The 20,088-nt window shown below is 42.1% G+C and carries 15 protein-coding genes; 4 read left to right on the top strand and 11 right to left on the bottom strand.

Annotated features, from left to right (window positions below):
* Positions 1 to 19 precede the first annotated feature (19 nt).
* Entirely contained in the window at positions 20 to 1,603 is a 1,584-nt protein-coding gene (locus NSP_RS19870; RefSeq protein WP_006198948.1) for an NB-ARC domain-containing protein, read from the top strand.
* A 109-nt stretch (positions 1,604 to 1,712) separates the two neighbouring features.
* Here NSP_RS19870 and NSP_RS19865 read toward each other — a convergent pair whose 3' ends face one another.
* The 6 genes from NSP_RS19865 to NSP_RS19840 all read right to left on the bottom strand — a co-directional run bounded on the left by NSP_RS19865 (position 1,713) and on the right by NSP_RS19840 (position 7,940).
* Positions 1,713 to 2,279, bottom strand: a complete 567-nt coding sequence (locus tag NSP_RS19865; protein ID WP_006198949.1) for a phycobiliprotein lyase — start codon at positions 2,277 to 2,279, stop codon at positions 1,713 to 1,715.
* Positions 2,280 to 2,349: 70 nt separating this feature from the next.
* Positions 2,350 to 3,030 carry a HEAT repeat domain-containing protein gene (locus NSP_RS19860; RefSeq protein ID WP_006198951.1) on the bottom strand — a complete coding sequence of 227 codons (681 nt, stop codon included), beginning with the start codon at positions 3,028 to 3,030 and terminating at the stop codon, positions 2,350 to 2,352.
* Between the two features lie 193 nt (positions 3,031 to 3,223).
* Positions 3,224 to 5,485: a TolC family protein gene (locus NSP_RS19855; RefSeq protein WP_006198952.1), complete on the bottom strand. Its 2,262-nt coding sequence runs from the start codon at positions 5,483 to 5,485 to the stop codon at positions 3,224 to 3,226.
* Positions 5,486 to 5,584: 99 nt separating this feature from the next.
* Positions 5,585 to 7,150 carry a circadian clock protein KaiC gene (kaiC, locus tag NSP_RS19850; protein WP_006198953.1) on the bottom strand — a complete coding sequence of 522 codons (1,566 nt, stop codon included), beginning with the start codon at positions 7,148 to 7,150 and terminating at the stop codon, positions 5,585 to 5,587.
* Positions 7,151 to 7,241: 91 nt separating this feature from the next.
* Complete coding sequence (gene kaiB / locus NSP_RS19845; protein WP_006198954.1) at positions 7,242 to 7,556, bottom strand: circadian clock protein KaiB; 315 nt, start codon at positions 7,554 to 7,556, stop codon at positions 7,242 to 7,244.
* Positions 7,557 to 7,571: 15 nt separating this feature from the next.
* Complete coding sequence (locus tag NSP_RS19840; protein WP_267897161.1) at positions 7,572 to 7,940, bottom strand: circadian clock protein KaiA; 369 nt, start codon at positions 7,938 to 7,940, stop codon at positions 7,572 to 7,574.
* A gap of 904 nt (positions 7,941 to 8,844) precedes the next feature.
* Here NSP_RS19840 and NSP_RS19835 point away from each other — a divergent pair.
* Positions 8,845 to 12,456 (top strand): ATP-binding response regulator, encoded by a 3,612-nt coding sequence (locus tag NSP_RS19835; RefSeq protein WP_044482786.1) that lies wholly within the window; start codon positions 8,845 to 8,847, stop codon positions 12,454 to 12,456.
* 296 nt (positions 12,457 to 12,752) lie between these two features.
* Here the strand turns inward: NSP_RS19835 and NSP_RS19830 are convergent, their stop codons facing one another.
* Positions 12,753 to 14,582 (bottom strand): ArnT family glycosyltransferase, encoded by a 1,830-nt coding sequence (locus tag NSP_RS19830; protein ID WP_006198350.1) that lies wholly within the window; start codon positions 14,580 to 14,582, stop codon positions 12,753 to 12,755.
* Between the two features lie 76 nt (positions 14,583 to 14,658).
* Entirely contained in the window at positions 14,659 to 15,252 is a 594-nt protein-coding gene (locus tag NSP_RS19825; RefSeq protein ID WP_006198351.1) for a hypothetical protein, read from the bottom strand.
* Positions 15,253 to 15,573: 321 nt separating this feature from the next.
* On the opposite strand from NSP_RS19825, the gene NSP_RS19820 reads away from it, so the two are divergent.
* Together NSP_RS19820 and NSP_RS19815 are read left to right on the top strand one after the other, a co-directional pair.
* Positions 15,574 to 15,906 carry a DUF565 domain-containing protein gene (locus NSP_RS19820; protein WP_006198352.1) on the top strand — a complete coding sequence of 111 codons (333 nt, stop codon included), beginning with the start codon at positions 15,574 to 15,576 and terminating at the stop codon, positions 15,904 to 15,906.
* Between the two features lie 2 nt (positions 15,907 to 15,908).
* Positions 15,909 to 16,829, top strand: a complete 921-nt coding sequence (locus NSP_RS19815; RefSeq protein WP_006198353.1) for a hypothetical protein — start codon at positions 15,909 to 15,911, stop codon at positions 16,827 to 16,829.
* On the opposite strand, the gene NSP_RS19810 is transcribed toward NSP_RS19815, so the two are convergent.
* The 3 genes from NSP_RS19810 to NSP_RS19800 all read right to left on the bottom strand — a co-directional run bounded on the left by NSP_RS19810 (position 16,822) and on the right by NSP_RS19800 (position 19,914).
* A complete protein-coding gene (locus NSP_RS19810) occupies positions 16,822 to 17,766 on the bottom strand; it encodes a response regulator (RefSeq protein ID WP_006198354.1) in 945 nt (314 codons plus the stop codon). The two genes, NSP_RS19815 and NSP_RS19810, sit on opposite strands and share 8 nt — an antisense overlap.
* 6 nt (positions 17,767 to 17,772) lie before the next feature.
* Positions 17,773 to 18,309: an Hpt domain-containing protein gene (locus NSP_RS19805; protein WP_006198355.1), complete on the bottom strand. Its 537-nt coding sequence runs from the start codon at positions 18,307 to 18,309 to the stop codon at positions 17,773 to 17,775.
* Positions 18,310 to 18,456: 147 nt separating this feature from the next.
* Positions 18,457 to 19,914 carry a protein adenylyltransferase SelO gene (locus tag NSP_RS19800; RefSeq protein WP_006198356.1) on the bottom strand — a complete coding sequence of 486 codons (1,458 nt, stop codon included), beginning with the start codon at positions 19,912 to 19,914 and terminating at the stop codon, positions 18,457 to 18,459.
* Positions 19,915 to 20,088 lie beyond the last annotated feature (174 nt).

Genomic DNA, 20,088 nt, shown 5'->3' with positions numbered 1-20,088 from the left:
AAATTATTCCTAAAAAATCATGCAAACTTTAAAAGCTTCTGAAAGCGGAAAGATTCTGATTAAGGAATCTAGGATGAGAAAAATTGAACAAGCCAGAACCAAAAGAATTGGTCTACAAGGAATAATTGAAAGGGCTTGGGATATGGATGAAATATTTCTGAGGGAAGCAAGTAAAATTTTAGAACCAGATCAAAACTGGGATAATTCTCAAACATTTGCCGTAGCATTAGCGACTTGGAAACGGTTTCGAGAAGCAAAGCAACCCATTAGGGCTGATACTTTCAAGGCTTTTTGCCAAGTGTTGGATTTAGAATGGGAAAATGTAGTGGAAAATGATGTAGAGAGCCGCAGAAATATCAGCGAAGCTCCAGATTTATCTAGTTTTTCCGGTCGCACCGCAGAATTAGCCGAACTTCAGCAATGGCTGATTAAAAACGGCTGTCGGTTAGTTGTTGTTCACGGAATGGGAGGAATTGGCAAAAGTGCCTTAGCTCGCCGTTTAGTAAACCAAATTGCTGACAAATACGATTATATAATCTGGCTTTCTCTAGCATCATCACCTCCATTTTCAGAAGTTCTGCTTAAACTGGGACAATTCCTATCTAAAGGTGAAAAAGAACCAGATGATATTACTCAAATCATGCAGTATTTACATCATCAAAGATGTTTAATAGTGCTGGATGGTTGGGAAGAAATAACAGGCAATCAAAGTACAGATTATATCAACTATAGCACCTTTGTAGAAAGAGTTGCGACAGAAGCCCATAGAAGCAGTTTAATACTGCTGAGTAGAAAAGTAACTCATGATATTGCAATATTGAAGGGACAATTAGTGCGTTTCAAAAAATTGGGAGGTTTAGAATATGAAGAAGCTCGACAAATTTTCAGATCAGAAGGTATTTCTGGTACAGATATTGAACTAGAGAAATTAAGTAAGGATTATAGCAATCCCTGGATGATCAAAGTAATTGCACAACAAGTTAAGACTGTATTTCCAGATTATCTACCGCCATTTATTATTGATAGATCAGTTTTGGTTAGTGATCCCATTAAAAAATTTTTAGATAACCAATTTAAAAGACTTTCAAATATAGAAATAAATCTAATTTATTGGGTAGCTATCAGACGAAATTCGGCTTCATGGAATCAATTATTACAAGATAATCAGGAATTATTATCAGATAAACAGCTATTTGAAACATTACATAATCTAATAGCTGGGCATTCATTTATAGATAAAAATATAGAAGATATTCCCACACTATATATCCTAGACCCAGTGATTCTCAAGTATACTACTGAGCGATTTGTTGAACAAAATTATCAAGAGATAATCCAACTATTTAACAGTGAAAGTATTCAGGGTAACGAACTTTTTATTACCCACAGTTTCGTCACAGAACACCCACAAGATGAGGAACTAAATCAGCAGCAAATGCGGCGGATTGTAAAACCCATTCAAAAAATGCTCTTAGCTAAGTTATGTCGTCAACAGCAACTGCACGATGAATTGAAAAACGTGACATCCCTATTTAAAAATCAAGGATTGTCTCCAGGGTATGCTTACCAGAATATCTCGCACCTGATTTCAGCTTGCTACTAAATCTAGCTAACACAATGGGCGTTTTGGGGGATGAACAAAAGGAGGAAAAATTAATAATTTGCTCCTCCAGTTCCTTCTCCCCCCATATCCCCCATTTCCTCATATCCCACTAACTGGAAGCAGAATCAGCCGTTTGTGATACTTTTGCAGCTGCAAAAGTGCCACCCATACGGATTTCCGAAGTAAAGGAAGCCATACTAAAGCCACCAAAACGCTTGAGGATACTCACCCGCATCCGTAAATTAGGGCTTGCAAACCACAAACGTTCTTCAGAAGACATGGTTTCGTACTCTGTAATTAGAGTCAAAGCGCCATCGCTGCCCATCTTATAGCTACCAGCAACGGGGGCTTTCTCGGCATAACCCATTTCTCGCAGTAACTTACCTTCATGGGGATTTACCGCATCAGGTACGGTAACTAACACAGTCGAGCCAGTGTGTTTTTCTTCATCCCATTCCATCGTGCCATTCCAGGTGACTCTAGCGCCACAGGAGGCGGCACTGGGAGCAATTTCGTATTGTTCACATAGTTTTATCACCTCTGGATGATCTGCGGGTAGACTCTCAATTACTAGGTCTGATTTGCCGTCCTCAGATTGTTTAAAAGCCAAATGGTGACTAGTCCGATGGGAAAACCATTTACCAGCACTCAACTCAAAAAATTCTTCAATATTCATAAATAAAATTACCCTGAAACAAAATGCTCAATATGCAACTGGCGATAAAAAAGTGGTAAAAGGTGTTGAGTTAAGCTTGATTGCCTTTCTCTTCCAACCTTCTCAGAGAAATCCTCGCCGCTTCGGCAACATTGAAATGCTGATCTTTTTCTAAATATTTTAGAGCTGAAACACTCTTAGTAGTGGGAAGATTTCCCAAGGCTTCTGCCAGACGTTGCCGCACTAACCAATCCTCTGACTGAGCAAAGCGCAGGATACTATCTACAGACTCAATATCTTCGATTTCCCCCAGCGCAGAAATTGCCGCTTCTTGTAAGACTGTTTCGCTGCTATCCAATGCTTGAATTAAAACATCATGGGCGCGGGGATCTTTAATATTACCCAGGGAAACGGCTGCACTAAAGCGCACTAGCCAATCAGTATCCTCATAAAATGTCCGAGCCAGTACCTCAAAGGCTCTAGCATCACCTAAATAGCCTAAAGCTCCAGCAGCATCGGCACGAATGCCATAATCTGGGTCATTTTCGAGAATTTTTACTAAAAGTGGATAAGATTCTGCTGTGGACTTAACTCCTAGAGCGAATATGGCCATTGATCGCAGTTGCAACGATTCATCATTCAATACCTTTTTAATTAAAGGTACTGCGTCTTCCGGGGATAGATTACGCAAACTGGCCAGAGCTACCATGCGATCGCGCAAATTCGGACTTTCTAACTGAACAGAGATTTCCTCTAAGGGTAGAGCAGCCATTTAATTATGAGCGTTTTCTTTACTTATCTTTACTTTAACTGATTCCCTTCTAAGGCTGTGGGCATCGCCACTTAGGAGTTTGGTACTTTGTCAATCATAGCCCTTGACTGATAAGTGATAACTGATAACTGATAAAGCCCCACGGATACATCCGGGGGCTTGCAAGCAAGATGCAACAAGTTTTTTGACGAATTTACTCACCTAATGCTCTGGTGGTGACGGCTCGTTGTAACTGAGCCAAAGCGCGATTGTAATCTAAGATAGCTGTAATCCGATTACCTTCAGCTCTTGTTAAGTCGTTTTCAGAATTAATCACATCAGTTTGAGTACCTACACCAGCTTGGAATCGCAAGCGCGCCAAACGCAGAGCTTCCCTGGCTTGTTCTAAAGCAGTATTGGCAGTTTGCACATTTTCCAAATTAGCTCTCTGGGTAGAAAAAGCTTCTTCCACCTGAAAGCGGATTTGGTTGCGCTGTTCACTAAATCGAGTTTCTGCGATCGCTACATTAGCTTTCGCCTGAGCAGCACTGGCTTTAGCCGCTCCACCATCGTACAAATTCAGGCTAGCCCTGACTCCCACAGAGTAACCATCGGTAACACTCACACTATCATCAAACTGATCTAGCAGGTTATAACTGGCAATCAAGCTAACTTGAGGCCCTAGGGCTGAAAGTGCGGCTCGTCTCTGCTGTTCACTGATGTTACGCTGTGCCAATTGCTGTTGCAGTTCTGGACGATTTTGAATCGCTAAAACAATGCTACTTTCTAGGTCTTGCTTCCATAAACCCGCTAATTGTACAGGATCTGCTGCACTCAGATTTACCGATTGTGGCACACTTAAGCGAGTCGATAGAAGGCGACGGGCAATTTGCTGCTGGGAGACATTATTAGTGAGTTCTTGCTGGGAATTAGCTAAATTTACTTGCGATTGCAACACATCAAATCGCGTACCCACTCCAGCCCTTTCTAAAGATTGTGCATCTCGCAAACTAGCCTGGGCATTTTCCACAGCAGACTGGGCAATGCGTACTCGTTCATCTGCTTGTTGCAAGTTGTAGTAATCCGTAGACACACTCAACCGAATTTCTTCAGATTGGCGCTCTACAGCCAACTCATTCAACCGTACCTGTTCTTCTGCCTGTCTAATGTTAGCTTGTCGTCTGCCATTCGTAAAAAGGTCATAAGTCAGTTGAGCTTCACCCCTAAAAGCTGTATTAGCTTCGGCTTGTGGTGCTGGTTGATTCAATTGTCGGGCTTGTTGATCCAACTGTAGCTGTTGTGCAGCAGCGCGACTGCGAGTGATATCAGCATTCAGACCAACATTGGGCAACAAAGCAGCTTGAGCCTGGCGTAGAGCAGCTTGAGCGCGTTCTAGCTCCAATAAGGACACCTGTAAATCGCGATTGTTCCGCTTTGCCAGTTCTAACGCCTGTGCCAAAGTAATCGGCTGATTGTTTTCAATTCTCACTTCCTCTGGTTTGGTCGGAAATTGCAGAGGATTGGCATTAGGATTCAGGTTATCAGGAATTTCGGCCGCACCAGTAGGCGCAAATTCCACAGTTTCTGGTTGCATGAGATTTTCCCCAGTATTAGCAGGGGGAAAATTCTCCGTTTCTGTTTGCATGAGATTTTCCCCAGTATTAGCAGGGGGAAAATTCTCCGTTTCTGCTTGCGAAGGAGTTAACTCCCAACCAGTATTTTCCAAAGCTGAGGTGGTGTTGGGAGTAGACGGATAACTCTGAGCTATCAAATTACCCGCCAAATTTTCAGGTTGACAAGTACTGGTAGCTGAAAACCCAGAAATCAATATACCGTTTGTCCCGTTTTCTTGTGAGCAACTATGCGCCGCCTGCAAATTTGCGGTTCCTCTACCTGTTACCGCAGTTGGTAAAACTGTCGATAACTGAGTTTCCGGTTGTTTGGGAGACGCTGCTGATGTCCATAAAGCAGACAGGGAAAAACTGGCTGGCTGGGCAGAAGTTGCTTGGGAGGTAACATTAGGAAAAACTGTTGTCTCTAATTGCTGCTTAGAAGTAGCGACCTGACTTTGTTTTTCATGGCTTTCAAAATCATGCGGCGCTGAGTTTTGGGCAGAATTTAACGAATGTGTGAAACTGGAAAATTTATCTTCATCTTGTTGAGATAGCTCATTTTCTATGGGTATAGCAGTATTGCCTGTCAAGATAACTGTGTTACTATGACCACTTGAAAACTGCAAATCAACAGTAGTTAACCCAGATTCGAGTCCTATATCTGGAAAAATCTGTGTCTGAGAATTAGGCAGTTGAGTGTTAATATTGTCTGCAACCCAGGTTCGACTATCAGTAGAAGTCAAGAAACTAGGAGAAGACGTAAGTTGTACACCATTTACTGTACTAGCCAAAGCAGGCTGGCTTGTTAATACAGCTGCTGTGACACCAGGTAAGAAACTATAAAATAAGTATTGTCCTTTCACCGCATCCCCTCACACGACAATCAATACTAGCGGCAGAAAACCCTTCTTCTCCACAGAATATAGCACGATCCTCAATTTAGATATGGATATACCATCACACTAAATTGAGGAATCGGAACTTGGTTTATTTTCAAAACTTTGGACTATGCGAGACAGTTCCGCCTTTTCATCGATACTAACGCGGGTAGGCGCACCACTAATAATTCGTTCGTAGTTACGGAAAGAATCTTTAATTTCGGGGCCGTCAGCCGTAATATTGTACTCACGGATACCTTTGTCGTGCCACGAACCGCGCATTTTAAATACATTAATTGCTCGTGACATTTCGCCACGAATTTCCACATACTGCAACATCAAAATTGTGTCAGTAATTGTGGAAATATGGGAGTCAGTAATCGAATGTAAACCCAGAAATTGGTCAGTTGTGTTGGTAAAAAAACCAGTTATTTCTTCTTGCTTGGCATAACCAGTCACACCGATGACAAACTGGCGGAAGGCATTATTGCTCACTCCTCTAGCTAGTGCTGAAAGGGAGTCAATGGCAATGCGAGATGGTTTAAACACGGCAATTTCTGATTTAATAATTTGCAAGTGGTCTTCTAAACCAGTTGATTCAGGATAAGTGCAAATTATTTTGAGTAATCCTTGACGTTCTAATTCTTCAAAGTCAATTCCCCAAGAGTAAGCATTGCGAGACAGTTGAGCGCGTGATTCTTCATAAGCAAATAATATTGCTTGTTCACCATTTCTACAGCCATCTTGCAAAAATTTACTGACTAATAAAGTTTTACCAGTACCGGTAGCTCCCGTTGCCAAAATAATAGAATCTTTAAAGAAACCACCCCCACACATTTCATCTAGGGTTTTGACTCCCGATGATACTCTGACATTAGAAGAGCGTTGGGTCAAGCGCATTGCGCCCAAGGGGAAAATGTTGACTCCTGCATTGGTAATTGTAAAAGGATACTCGCCTTTCATATGAGTTGTACCACGCAATTTGAGAATTTCAATGGTGCGGCGACGACGTTCTCCTTCTAAAACGTTACGCACAATTACCACATTATCGGAAACAAATTCTTCTACTCCAAATGAAGCAACAGAACCGTATTCCTCGCTACGTTCGGTGGTAATGATAGTTGTGACGTACAGCTGCTTGAGACGGGCGACAAGGCGAAAAATTTCCCGTCGCACTACTCCCATTGCTTCATACTGTTGAAAGACAGCTGTGATTGAGTCAATAGATACTCTTTGGGCTTTATATTTGCGAATTGCATATTGCAAACGCTCAATCAGTGCCGAAAGGTCAAAGTTACCCACAATATCTTGACCTTCGGGATCTGGTGAAGCATCAAGAATAAATAATTTACCTTCGTCAATTAAGTGTTGTAAATTCCACCCAAAAATTTGAGCATTTTTAATAATATCACTGGGGGACTCTTCAAAGGTCACAAATACACCCGGTTCATCAAAGCGGGTAATTCCGTTATAGAGAAATTGCAGTGAGAATAAGGTTTTGCCTGTACCAGATGTACCACTAACTAAGGTAGTTCTACCAATAGGCAAACCTCCGTGGCTAATATCGTCAAAACCTTCTATCATCGTGCGAATTTTTTCTACACCAGCAATTGGGGTGTTGTTTGGCGCTGCTTGGTCTTTTTCGCTCATTGCTTATTAACAAATGGGTATTAAACCCGGTTTTTATATTACTAACCTAAACTTGGTAATTTTTTAGCCAATTGGTGTGATTAAACGTTGTTTATTCTTCCCAAGATTCTTCACTCAGTTCTTCATAAAGTAAGTCTAATCCAATCAACACTCTTTCTCTGTCTGATAGGTCACCAATTATTTTGCGAACAGGTGGCGGCAAAATTTTCGATAATGTTGGTGTAGCTAATATTTTGTCTTCTTCCGCTAGCTGGGGATTTTTAAGCACGTCAATCACTTTCAAAGCATAGACACCTTGAAATTCTTGTTCTAAAATGTTTTTAAGTATCTTTAATGCTCTTACTGAATTGGGTGTATTCCCTGCTACATAAAGCTTGAGAACATAAGTCTTTCTGGCTTGATTCATTATTATGAATTTAGTTTATTTAGAAATTGAACACCTATAAAGTTCACACAAGTGCGCTAGGATATCTATGAGTGCTAAACGATAATCAAGTAATGCTTCATCGCTCCTGCCTTCTAATTTTAGCTGTATGGAAAAGTCTTCAATTAGTTCCATGTGAAATTCTATAATTTGTGGCACAGGAATATTAGCACAAAATAGTGCATGGATAAATTTATCAATTTCTTCTTTCAGAGTTTTATCTGTAGTAAAGTAATTTATAAGAATCCGGCGATAATCTGATTTGAGTTGTTGTAACAACACCTGCCGATCAACTTGAGTCATCTGCTGAAAGAACTGCTGTAGTTTTTGCTTTTGGCATGGAAATACATAAGAATATTGAGAAATAAAATTTTTATTAAGGTATTGTTACCACCACTGCATTAGGTAGTAAATTTTAGCAGTGGTAGTAGTGATGCTCGGCGAGAAGCTGAAATAGTCGGTGGTGTACTAGACAGAACTCCACATCTGCCTGCTTAATCTTAGTGTTGTGGCTAGTTTAGCCGGATTATCTAAGTTTTTGGGAACATCGGGTGGAAAAATCGACATAATTAGTAACATCTGTATAGTTATATATCTTAATTAATCGCCTTGACCAATATTGGTGGACTATCTGCTATATAACACTTCTAAGTTTATGTGTAGTTGTGTATTAAAGTTGCAATTTTTCTTTGAGAGAACGCTTCATGTCACCATATAATCAATATCTGGTTGTTGAAGAGCAGATGCAGTGTAATCATTGCTAGGACTTAGTAGGTTGTGGATGAAGCGTCTGTGGTTAATGAAGATACGTTACTTAATTGATGATTAACTTATGTATATTTCTCCAGATATAGATCCTTTGATTTGACTCCTTGATAAGATCCTTCAACGAACTTAAAGTACCGTCGCATTCTAAATCATTATAATTCCTCAAGGTTCTAAAGCGAATCTTTGGCCTCATAATTGTTTTAGTTGTCACTATCGCAGAGCAGTTTCAACACCAGTAGGAGACTGACAAGGATATTTCCCTAAACTTCTCAGTGGCAAAGGTAACGAGTAAATCCCATAAGTCTTGTCTGTGAAGAATCTCGCCGTGAGCGCTGCCGTTCGGCAAACTCATTGTTTCAATGGCGTTGAAGCTGTAACAAGAATCAGTGAAATGAGTCTTCTGAAAGAATATTGCTTTGCTGCTCCCACACTCACTATTTGCCCAAAGTGGGGATGGTGAAGCCGCAAGCTTCCACAAAGAAGAATGACCCTAAGGTTCCTTATGTCAATGCTACAGTACCCGCTTTATGACTTTCTAGCAACCGTACCCAACTGCGTAGAAACAAGTACTCTGGCTATCGTGCTGGAGATATTTGAGCAAGAGCAGTGCGATCGCTTGGTAGTAGTAAATCAGCAACAATGCCCGTTAGGATTGGTGCAATCTGCCCGTTTAACACAAAAATTATTGGCAGCATCTGGTGACAATCAATTTTTAGACTTGCAGCAGCCCTTGTCAACCTGGGATAAAGCCATAATCGAGCCACTCAAGACGTTACCAGCAAGTTATTGTGTAGAACAATTTAAGCTGCTGTTGCGTTACCAGCCCAGCCAAACAAACAGTAACTTCGATTGGGCATTGATTGATGGATCTGGGCAATTTCTGGGGCTGCTGAATAGCGCACGTCTGTTAAAAGCATTGGCTAAGGAAAAATTGGCCATGAATGGTGAGAGAACTGGATACTCACCTTCTACCCAGAGAACCTCGGAAAATATTTCCCCAGACCATGCTCACACGTCCAGCACAAGAGCCAAAACTCACGGGCGTGATGATCACAAGTCAGGGTTGGCGCAATCTGCTTACAGCAGCGCTGAGTACAAATCACGCGCTCGGCGATCGCGATCGCCAAGAATAAATCAACGTCAACCATCACAAAAATCACTGGTACAGCTATTAGACCTCCTGCCTTGGCCGTTAATGCTGCAAACTCAAACAGGTGAAGTAGTCGCCAAAAATCCGGCTTGGTGGCAGCAATTGGGAGCATTCAAAGATCCAGAAGGTATCCGACAACAAGTCGAAGCAATACTAGCCCCAACCCAGACCAAAACGGCTACAGAATACGCCAGCCAACAAGCAACCAAATTTTATCCTGATCATAAAGGAAATGCTCATCCGGGACAGGGACAATCCATACCGCGACAATCTCATTCAGGAGAACATACCTTTGTGTCACCGCCGGAAGCGCCGCCCCTAGCGCCATCATCCCCACCACCGTCTCATAACCGTTCGGACTTCGGCGTGAGCGCTCAATTGAACGCTGAGGCTAATGGTAAAAGCCTGCATCAGCAGTCAACAGCCACAACGACGACATCCAATCGCTGCTTTTTAGATAGCCCGATGGGTACTTGTACCTGTGTTGTAGAAGTGCAGAATGGTCAGGAGCGAATTTGGCAATTTGCCAAAATCCGCTTAGATAGTCCTAAGTCAAAACTTCTATTCCGGGAAATGTTTGCCGGAGAATTTACCTTTGAGCAAACTGCGGCGACTCTCAGAACTCAACGGGGTCATGACTTATGCTTAATATTAGCGACTGATGTCACCGAACAGCACCAGATATATAAAGAACTAGCAGCGAAAAATGCTGACCTAATTCAACTAAATCGCTTAAAAGATGAGTTTTTAGCTTGTATTAGTCATGAACTAAAGACCCCCCTGACTGCGGTTTTGGGACTATCACGGTTGCTTGTAGATCAGCAGTTGGGTGAACTCAACGAGCGCCAAGCCCGTTATGCGGGACTGATTCATCAAAGCGGACGGCATTTAATGAGTGTGGTCAATGATATTTTAGATTTGACCCGCATGGAAACGGGACAGATGGATTTAGCCCTTGTACCCGTGACAATTCGGACAGTGTGCGATCGCGCCCTCACAGAAGCAAAAGCCATCCACACTCAAACTACCAAAGCCAGCGCCACCCCAACCCCAACAGCAAATTCCGAAATGGAATTTTCCATCTCCATTGAACCAGGCTTAGAACAGATAGTAGCCGATGAATTGCGCTTGCGTCAGATGTTGGTACACCTACTTTCCAACGCCTTTAAATTTACCCAAAACTCTGGGGAAATTGGTTTGCGTGTCAGTCGTTGGGAAGGCTGGATTGCCTTTACAGTCTGGGATACAGGTATTGGTATTCCCGAACATCAACAACATTTAATCTTCCAAAAATTCCAACAACTAGAAAATCCCCTCACCCGCCAATTTGAAGGTACTGGTTTGGGGTTGGTTTTAACTAGGGCTTTAGCTCGTCTCCACGGAGGTGATGTCAGCTTCTTATCTCGTGAAGGCAAAGGTAGCCAATTTACATTACTCCTACCACCAAGTCCACCTACCACAGGCTTCACTGAACCAGAGATGGGAATCAGAGAAGATCACAAAATCCAATTCCCCGAAACACGAGAAGTCCCCGCCTCAGCACGTGGGCGGATGACTACAACTCCCCAACATCAACCCACTAGCTCACAACGGTTAGTGCTAGTAGTGGAAGCAGTAGCGAGATATATCGAAGATTTGACCGATCAGCTCAAAGGTTTAGGTTATCGGGTCGTAATCGCTCGCTCAGGTACAGAAGCAGTCGAAAAAGCCCGTCGTTTGCAACCGAAAGCTATCTTCTTAAACCCCTTATTACCTTTACTTTCGGGTTGGGATGTCCTGACTTTATTGAAATCTGATGCTGTAACTAAACACATTCCCGTAATGGTGACAGCGACAGGGGCGGAAAAAGAACAAGCTTATGCTAATCGCGCCGATGGTTTCCTCAATTTACCCGTACAGCATCAGGCCTTAGTACCACTCTTAGAAAACTTAGTTGCTCAACCAGCAATTGGGCAGTCAGGGTTAGGAAATCACAAAATCGCCCCCACTACAACTCCCCTCAGAATTCTCAGGTTGGTAGAACAGAATTTAGCATCAATTAACCCCCACCCTTCACTGCGAGAACATCGGGTGATTGAGGTAGATGACCTAGATCAGGCAGAACTCTTGGCGCGGGTTTGGCAGTTCGATGTCATTTTACTCGATGCCGAAGGTTCTTTGGCACAAACCTACCTAGAACAGTTAACTCAACATCCCATATTGGCTGATATTCCACTGGTGACTTGCGATGTCGCAACTACCCTAGCGGCTTCCCAGATACCTGGTTTGTCAGTGTTTCCTTACTTGACAGCATTCTCTAGAGACCAGGACAACCACAGCGATCCCACAGATCCTTTATTATCTGTGCTGCAAATTGCCTCTGGTATCTGCTGCCCACCTAGTATCCTTGTGGTAGATTTGACGATGCTGGATGATTTACCACAAATCAGGCGCAAACATTTACAGAATGGTCAAACAGTCAAAAAGTCTTCAGTAAATAACGACACTACCGAACGGGGATCTGAGTGGTTCCAAGCTTTAATTCAGTATTTACAAACAGCTGGCTTGAAAGCAGCAATGGGGCGTTGTTGGGCAGAAGTTCTACAACAAATGCGCCACCAAAGCGTTGACTTACTGCTGATTAGCTTAGGCGATTCCTCTGTGCATCAAGAGGTAATAACAAAGCTCAAAGCCTTGGCAGACTTACCTTTTGAGTTACCACCAATTTTGATCATCGACCAGCGATTCCATCACACTTTCACCCATTCTCTGTTTGAAGGTTCCTCAGGCGAAAGTAATCAGCCTAGCCAGAGTAAATTGGATGCAGCAGAAAATCTCATGAGTGAGTTAGCGCAGCTTGTGGTTCGCATAAATTCTCGAAAACAAGACATCGCCGCCCACATTGTGCCTCGTTCTATCTCAATGGAAGATTTATTAACTCAAATCAATCAAGCTTTAGCAGGACTTACGCAAAAACTTTCTTAAACCCTCTTGACCGAAGCGATTTTAGATTTTAGATTTTAAATTTTGGATTAAATGAAAATCTGAAATCTAAAATATTTGGTCTCAAGCCTCTGGGTTCACGCAGAAGAAAAACAAAAAGTTTTCCATGTTTAAGCCTCTTCTTTATAAGGAGAGGTTAATCCAAAATCGTAAATCCAAAATCCAAAATTAAGTGACTCAGTGTACTCTGTGCCTGGAGTGGTAGCCTTCGGCAAGCCCTTCGGTCTACGTTTTCCCATAAATGCGTAAGTTCTATTTTTAACAGGTCACCAATTTGCTCAAGATATTGTGAATGTTTCTTGCTTGATTCTTCTCAAAGAAACGCGAATTAACTGATAAGTGTCCCTAGTGTCTAAAATATCGTAAGTACCCGGTCGCAAGTCCATTTTAACAAAGGCTTTCGGTTCCGCTATGACTAGCAAAGAAGGCGGCTGTTTTCCTTGAGAAGTGCGATTTTGAATATGCTCTACAGCATCCTTGGTTAGTTTAATATAATTTACTGGCTTTTGAGTGTAAAACACTACACTTGGTTTTTTGAACCCCACCATCACTAATTCTTCATCTGATTGCTGTGCTTCCACGACAACCGCCGCTAAATCTCTTAAAGGTTGCTGACGCTGCTGATCCATTAAATCCAAAGCTGGCATTAAGACTAGGATCAAAAATGCTGTAAATACCAGTAAATTTACGTTAACAATACTGTGCCAACGGCGACTGATGATCAAAGCGGCAATCATCAGCGCTCCAAAAAACCAAGTGAATCCCCCTAGCACTGGTAAACCTGCGTTTTGAATCAGTCGGGGAAAGCCGGGAGCAACTGAATAATCATTGATTAAATGATTGATGTTAAATAGTGCTACGGTTAGGACTGTGGCAAAGATGACATTTATCCAAGCACTGGTTTTGAGAGCAGAGGATGCAGAAGGTATATTTTGGTGGTTTTTGGGGAAAAAGTCGCTCCATAACAACGCTACTAAAATAGCTGCGGCTGGCATTAAAGGTAACACGTAGCTGGGAAGTTTGGTGACGGCGATGCTAAAAAAGCTAAAGATAGTAATAAACCAGATACAGGCAAATAAACCTAATTGTTGAGAGCGTTCTTGGGATTTCCAATGCGATCGCTGCCAAAATCTTAATTTAACTATTGCTACGGGTAAATACACTGAATACGGCGCAAAGCCCAGTAATACTACTAAGAAGTAGAAATACCAAGGAGCCGAGTGACCATTAACTACTTCTGTGAACCTTTCTACATTGTGATAGCCGAAAAAAGCATCAATATAATCCCAACCATTACGCCAAGTTACTAGCAGATACCAAGGGGCTGATAAACTAAAAATAATCAGCATACCCATGAGGGGACGCATTTGGGTTAAGACTTCTCGGATATTGCCCACATAAATGATAAATGCGGCGATAATCAGCGTAGGCAATACAATTCCTACAGGCCCTTTGCTCAAAATCGCCCCAGCAATGAGGACGTAACAAGCCAAATACCATTTGTTGGGGAATAGAGATGAGGCGGATTTGGGTTGAGTTTCTGTCTTTGCTGCATACCCTAGAAAAAAACATAATAACGCGGATGCCATGCACCCAGTCAGCATCATATCTGAAACACCGATTCTTCCCCAGACAATCATCTCAGGACTGAGTGCGAGCATAGCTGCTGCAATCAAAGCTGTTAAGTTGCGCCGAGTCGGGTGTGAAACCTGTTCTAATTCGTCTTTTTGAGCAAAATACCACTGTACAGTGTAAAAGGTTAAACCGATGATGACCACAGAGGCGATCGCCGAAGGAAGCCGCACTGACCACTCATTTACCCCGATAATTGCATAGGCGATCGCTTGACACCAATAAATTAAAGCTGGTTTATCAAAACGAGTTTCACCATTAAACATCGGAGTGATCCAATCACCTGTAACCAACATTTGACGGGAAGCTTCAGCAAACAATGGCTCTGTTTCATCAATCAAGCCGACACTACCCAAATTCCACCCATAAGCCAGCCAAGCAATCAAAATTAGTATAGTCACAGCAAAAACTGGACTTTTGACTAAATTTTGCCCCCAATCGTTGAGACTACCCGGAACACTCAGTTTTATCCTCATTATTTATCAATAGTCAACACTTCAACATAACTAGTCAATAGTCGTTAACTAGCTATCTTTTGTTCTTGTCTGGGGGTCAAGGACTCAATACCAATAACCATTCTCGATTTTGAGTGTTCCATTGAGGCGCAGAAGTTTCCCCCACAACATAGGGTCCCCAGTAACGGCGAGAACCATCTTGTGCAAAGGCAACTATAACATCTCCCCTTTCCAAATTGAGATTGCCATGAGGCAGGGATAGAATCAACCCCTTTTCACTACCTTCTTGGGGTTCAAAATCCCAATGAGCCGGAACATCATAGTTAGTGGGTTGATCTCCAGAGTTTTTCCCCTGGGGTTGTCGTGCTAGTAAGGCCACGCGCACAGGCTGATCTGTTTGATTACTCATGCGTAAAGTCCCTTGATTTTTCGCATCAGCAGTTGAGTGTTGACGATCTACTAAGATGTGACTATCGATGAGTCCGATTTTATTGGTTTGGTTAGTTTCTGGAATTAAGGTAGTAGAACTAACTCTTGGATCTGGGACAGGTGGTGCTGGAATTACAGGCTCTGATGTACCTGGATCTACTGACTCAAAAGACACACTTATTTCCCAGCATCCCACCATGAACCCAAGCAAACCCAAAGCACAAGCTGCAATCGCAGCGTTACGATATACTGTAAATTTCATAATTCTTAGTAATAATACTTTGTCTAGGCTTGACTAAAGAGCCAGGAGAGAGGGCAGCAGGGCTAAATTAAGGTGAAAAAGCCTGATTATTGGTGAGAATAATGTTCATAAACGCATAAAAGAGGCAAAATATGAGCCAAAAAAACTAACTTTCGTTGTAGAAACACAAAAAGCAGCTTTGCTGAATTAACTAGGGAAAATTCTTGATATATCTTCATATTTTCCAGTAAATTCAAATTACTGCTTTGATCTCAAACAGACTCTTGTTACGATCAAAGTCGGGAAAATGTCAACGTTTCGCACCCAGTCCCTACCTAATTCATGCAAAACACTCGTCTGACTAACTTATTCGATTCCATTGCTAGGCGTTTGGGGCAATGGTTTTTAAATCCTTGGCGACGTTTATCGTTATTGTTGATTAATTTCTTTTTTGGTTTTTTTCTGGGGACAGCAATTTCTACTATAGCCGGACAAAGAGGTTTATTAGATATTGTGATTGCCGGGATTTTGGTGGTACTGACAGAGGTTACTAGCAGAATATTTTATAGTCCGAGCTTTTTGTCTAAGCGATCGCTCTTGGTAGAATCACTAAATATTCTCAAAGTCGGTTTTATCTATAGTATGTTTGTCGAATCCTTTAAACTGGGTTCTTAATTATGGATGCTTGGGCTAGTGATGTAGATACCACAACAGTAGGTTTACTCAATTCTATTTTGCCGAGTTTTAGCGAATTCTGCCACACTCACCTGCATAAACCACCAGCAGAAATGTTGGCGGTGTTGTGTGACCTATGGCTACCACTGAGTATAAAACTAGCGACGCATCGCCAAGCCTTGGGAAGACCGCTAATTCAGGGAATTTTAGGTGGACAAGGTACGGGTAAAACTACAATGTGCCAAGTTCTGAGTTTGATTCTCCAGCAGTTAGGATATCGGACTCTGAGTTTATCTTTAGACGATTTGTATAAAAGTTATAGCGATCGCCTGATTTTAACTCAGCAAGATCCCCGATTGATTTGGCGAGGACCACCAGGAACCCATGATCTAGATTTAGGTTTAAAGGTGTTAGAGCAAATTCGGCAGGGCGAAAGTCCAGTGAGGGTTCCCCGCTTTGATAAATCTGCATATCATGGTGCTGGCGATCGCACTACCCCAGAAATTGTCGAAAATATTGATATTGTGCTGTTTGAAGGTTGGTTTGTGGGCGTGCGACCAATTGATCCCGATGTATTTAATCATGCACCGCCACCAATTGTTACAGAAGAGGATAGGGTATTTGCCCGTGATATGAATCAGCGACTCAGTGATTATTTGCCACTGTGGGAACGATTAGATAGTTTAATGGTGCTATACCCTACTGATTACCGTTGTTCAATGACATGGCGTAAACAAGCAGAACAACAAATGATTGCTGCGGGTAAATTGGGGATGTCGGATGCACAGATTGAGGAATTTGTCAACTATTTTTGGCGATCGCTACACCCAGAATTATTCATTACGCCCTTGGTGAAATCGCCCACAGCAGTGGATTTAGTGATTGCCATAAATCCTGATCACAGTGTAAGCGCAGTTAAATAAATTTTAGGCGATCGCGTCCTGCTGTTTTTGCTTGATACAGAGCTTTATCAGCCAGAGCAATGATTTGTTGGTAGTCAGAACCAGGTTTGGGAATGAGTGTAGCTACTCCAGCACTGATAGTTACAAAAGAACTAACTGGGGAAGTACTGTGGGGGATAGCCAGTTTCCTGACAACAGTACAAATAGCATCAGCCAGGATAATTGCGCCTTCCATATTCGTATTCGGTAAAATTACGGTAAATTCCTCCCCACCATAACGGGCGACTAAATCAGTAGAACGTTTAATAGTATTTTGAATAGATTTAGCAACCGCTTGGAGACAGCGATCGCCCAACTGATGGCCATAGGTATCGTTATACAATTTGAAAAAATCAACATCACCGAGAATCAGAGAAATAGGCAATTGTTCCCGTGCCATCCGTTGCCATTCTGGGACTAAATATTCTTCAAAGCGTCTGCGGTTAGCGATTTGAGTTAATTGGTCAATAGTAGCCAATTTTTGTAATTCTTGGTTAGCTGACTCCAGCTGTTTCTGAAGTTGGGATTGGGAAATCAAGCGTTTTACTCGTTGACGCAAAACAGGCCAGTGAATCGGTTTAGTAATAAAATCTATTGCACCCACTTCAAAAGCCCGGTCAACCGACTCTTGATCATCCAGTCCTGTAATCATTAAAACGGGAGTACACTGACTAAACGCCACAGACTTCAAGCGAGTGCAACACTCGAATCCATCCATATCAGGCATAATTGCATCCAGGAGTATGATATCCGGGTGCAATTGCTCACAGAGATTTAAAGCCTCTGTGCCGTTTTGAGCTTCCACTATTTCATACCCTTCCCGTTCCAGGGCAAGTCGCAGTTGCATCCGGATAAATTGTTCATCATCAACAATTAGAATCAGAATCGGAGATTGGTTTTCTTCAAATGTAGTATTCAATGATGCTCAGTTCTCCAGTTGTATTTGCAAAGCCCTTTTAACTAGCTCATATTCCTTGTAAAGTTGTGAGCAGATGTCTTCACTGCTTTCTAAATCACTACTTCGTCCTTTGACTTCTATCTGTTGGCAGATTTGTGCTAAAGTTGTAGCTCCAACAGAGGCACTACTAGACTTAAGAGAGTGAGCAGCCTGCCATAAAGCCTCGACATCTTGAGTTGCCCGTGATGCTTTGATAATTTGTATAGACTTAGGAGCTTCTGTCAGATAACAATTGAGTAGTTGCTGAAATGCCGCCTCATCTCCTGACATCATATCTCGTAAGCAATTAAGAATTTTAGTATCAATTATAGTCTGTTCCATATTCCGGGTGATAATTTGCCCTCCTCTGGGGACATGAGAAAACATAGTTTTGGTAGAATTTAATTCAGAACGATTGCGGGGTTGGGATTTACTCAGTGCTAGGGCTAACTCTTGAAGTTGTACAGGTTTGCTAATGTAGTCATCCATACCAGCTGCCAAACAGACTTCGCGATCATGCTCCATTTTGTTGTCCCATCGCGCCTGGAAGAACTCAGAGACTGCACTATGTAAGCAAATATGCAAAAGGTGAACTAGAAAAAAACATAAATTTTTACTTTTGCGGAATGCAGAAAAAGTTGCATTTGTAGTCTGTGGAGTTTTAAGAAATCACTAGCTATGGGATGTAATTTTTTTGACTAAATCATCAAAAGGTTGCCAGTTATCTTCTTGGGCGATAGGTTCCCAAACCGATTCAATCAACGGTCTTAATAATGCTGTTTGGGGATTATTTTTAGCAAGAGTTTGGGCTATTACATCCATGTATTCAGAGTCCAAATAATTGAGGATTTTATGATAAAGCACACACCAATTCTCAAAAATCTTTAACTCTCCAGAAGTTGATATAAGATCAGAACCTTTCATCACCATTTCTGGATCATCTCGCCATGTATTTGCAAAATTAACCGCCATTTCATAGAAAAACTGGTGATAACCAACTTGGCTGTCTTGTAAGAATTGAATCGTTAAGTTTAAGAGTTCATTTGCTTCTGGCAATTGCAACTCTTCAAAACCCAATTTTTTCAACATTAACGAGCGATATTCAGCTTGATAATACTGATTGAATTTTGTTAATGCTGACTCCATTTCGGCTTTGTCAATAATTGCCTTTAATGGTTCCTGAAGCATTTCTAAATTCAATTGACAAATACTTGGTTGATGGCTATAACAGTAGCGTCTATAGTAGTCGAAATAGGCAGCTGTAAAGTATGGGTCATAAGTAGGAATGAACGCATAAGGGCCATAGTCAAAGCTTTCCCCGGTAATTGACATATTGTCAGTATTCAGGACTGCATGACAAAAGCCAGCCGCCATCCATTGCGCTGTTAGTTCTGCTACCCGTTTGACTAGTTCTGCATAAAATAAAACATATTGATTTTTTTCCTCAATTAAATGAGGGTAATAATACTGAATTACGTGGTCTAAAAGTTTCTTACTTAAATCTGGTCGCTGCAAATAATGCAAGCGTTCAAAAGTGCCAAAACGTATATGGGAACTGTTCACCCTGACCATCACAGATGAGCGTGTCGGTGATGGTTCATCACCCCGCCACAGGGATAAGCCGGTTTCAATCATGGTCAAACAGCGCGAGGTGCGTACCCCTAATTGGTGTAATGCTTCTGCTGCGAGAACTTCTCGCACTCCACCTTTAAGTGTAAGCATTCCATCACCGCCACGAGAGTAGGGGGTTTTACCACTTCCTTTTGTGCCAAAGTCGTACAATTGGCCATCAGTAGCGCGGATTTGTCCGTAGAGAAAGCCTCTACCATCACCTAAGTTAGGATTATATGTGCCGAACTGATAGCCGTGGTAACGCAATGCTAATAATGGTTTGCGTCCCTGAAATTTACCAAAGGCGTTGCTAAAATCTGCGTCTGTAACGGCTTGGGGGTTTAGTCCCAAAAGAGGTAACAATGCATCATTGCGCCAGCGTAAGATATGCTGGGGAAAATCCGCCGCACTTACCTCGTCGTAGTAATCATCACCCAAAGATTCTAATGCTGGTTCGTAGTTGAGGGTGAGAAAAGGATTGTGAGAGTTTTCGTTGTTGGGAGTTTGGGCCAGATTCATTACGAGAAAAGTTAATTGATTCTACCTTTTATCGTACCGCAGGCGGTGTGAACTGAATTACCTTGAATATCGCTGTGATCTAGTAATTCGATGGGAATTGATGGCGATCGCAATAGAAGGAGTGGGGAAGCAACTGCCCAGGATTTGATCGTTTTAAAAGCTTCTGCCTCAATT

The organism is Nodularia spumigena CCY9414 (genome assembly GCF_000340565.2).
GTDB classification, from domain to species: domain Bacteria; phylum Cyanobacteriota; class Cyanobacteriia; order Cyanobacteriales; family Nostocaceae; genus Nodularia; species Nodularia spumigena.
The sequence above is the reverse complement of the archived record's forward strand: the minus strand, read 5'-3'. Positions and strand labels throughout refer to the sequence as shown.

What these genes read in the sequence shown, in the direction of transcription:
- kaiC (WP_006198953.1), bottom strand. Translation starts at nt 7,150, where the DNA reads ATGAGCGAAAAAGACCAAGCAGCGCCAAACAACACCCCAATTGCTGGT.
- NSP_RS19835 (WP_044482786.1), top strand. Translation starts at nt 8,845, where the DNA reads ATGTCAATGCTACAGTACCCGCTTTATGACTTTCTAGCAACCGTACCC.
- NSP_RS19825 (WP_006198351.1), bottom strand. Translation starts at nt 15,252, where the DNA reads ATGAAATTTACAGTATATCGTAACGCTGCGATTGCAGCTTGTGCTTTG.
- NSP_RS19805 (WP_006198355.1), bottom strand. Translation starts at nt 18,309, where the DNA reads ATGGAGCATGATCGCGAAGTCTGTTTGGCAGCTGGTATGGATGACTAC.
- NSP_RS19800 (WP_006198356.1), bottom strand. Translation starts at nt 19,914, where the DNA reads ATGAATCTGGCCCAAACTCCCAACAACGAAAACTCTCACAATCCTTTT.
- NSP_RS19820 (WP_006198352.1), top strand. Translation starts at nt 15,574, where the DNA reads ATGCAAAACACTCGTCTGACTAACTTATTCGATTCCATTGCTAGGCGT.
- NSP_RS19860 (WP_006198951.1), bottom strand. Translation starts at nt 3,030, where the DNA reads ATGGCTGCTCTACCCTTAGAGGAAATCTCTGTTCAGTTAGAAAGTCCG.
- NSP_RS19815 (WP_006198353.1), top strand. Translation starts at nt 15,909, where the DNA reads ATGGATGCTTGGGCTAGTGATGTAGATACCACAACAGTAGGTTTACTC.
- NSP_RS19830 (WP_006198350.1), bottom strand. Translation starts at nt 14,582, where the DNA reads ATGAGGATAAAACTGAGTGTTCCGGGTAGTCTCAACGATTGGGGGCAA.
- kaiB (WP_006198954.1), bottom strand. Translation starts at nt 7,556, where the DNA reads ATGAATCAAGCCAGAAAGACTTATGTTCTCAAGCTTTATGTAGCAGGG.
- NSP_RS19865 (WP_006198949.1), bottom strand. Translation starts at nt 2,279, where the DNA reads ATGAATATTGAAGAATTTTTTGAGTTGAGTGCTGGTAAATGGTTTTCC.
- NSP_RS19870 (WP_006198948.1), top strand. Translation starts at nt 20, where the DNA reads ATGCAAACTTTAAAAGCTTCTGAAAGCGGAAAGATTCTGATTAAGGAA.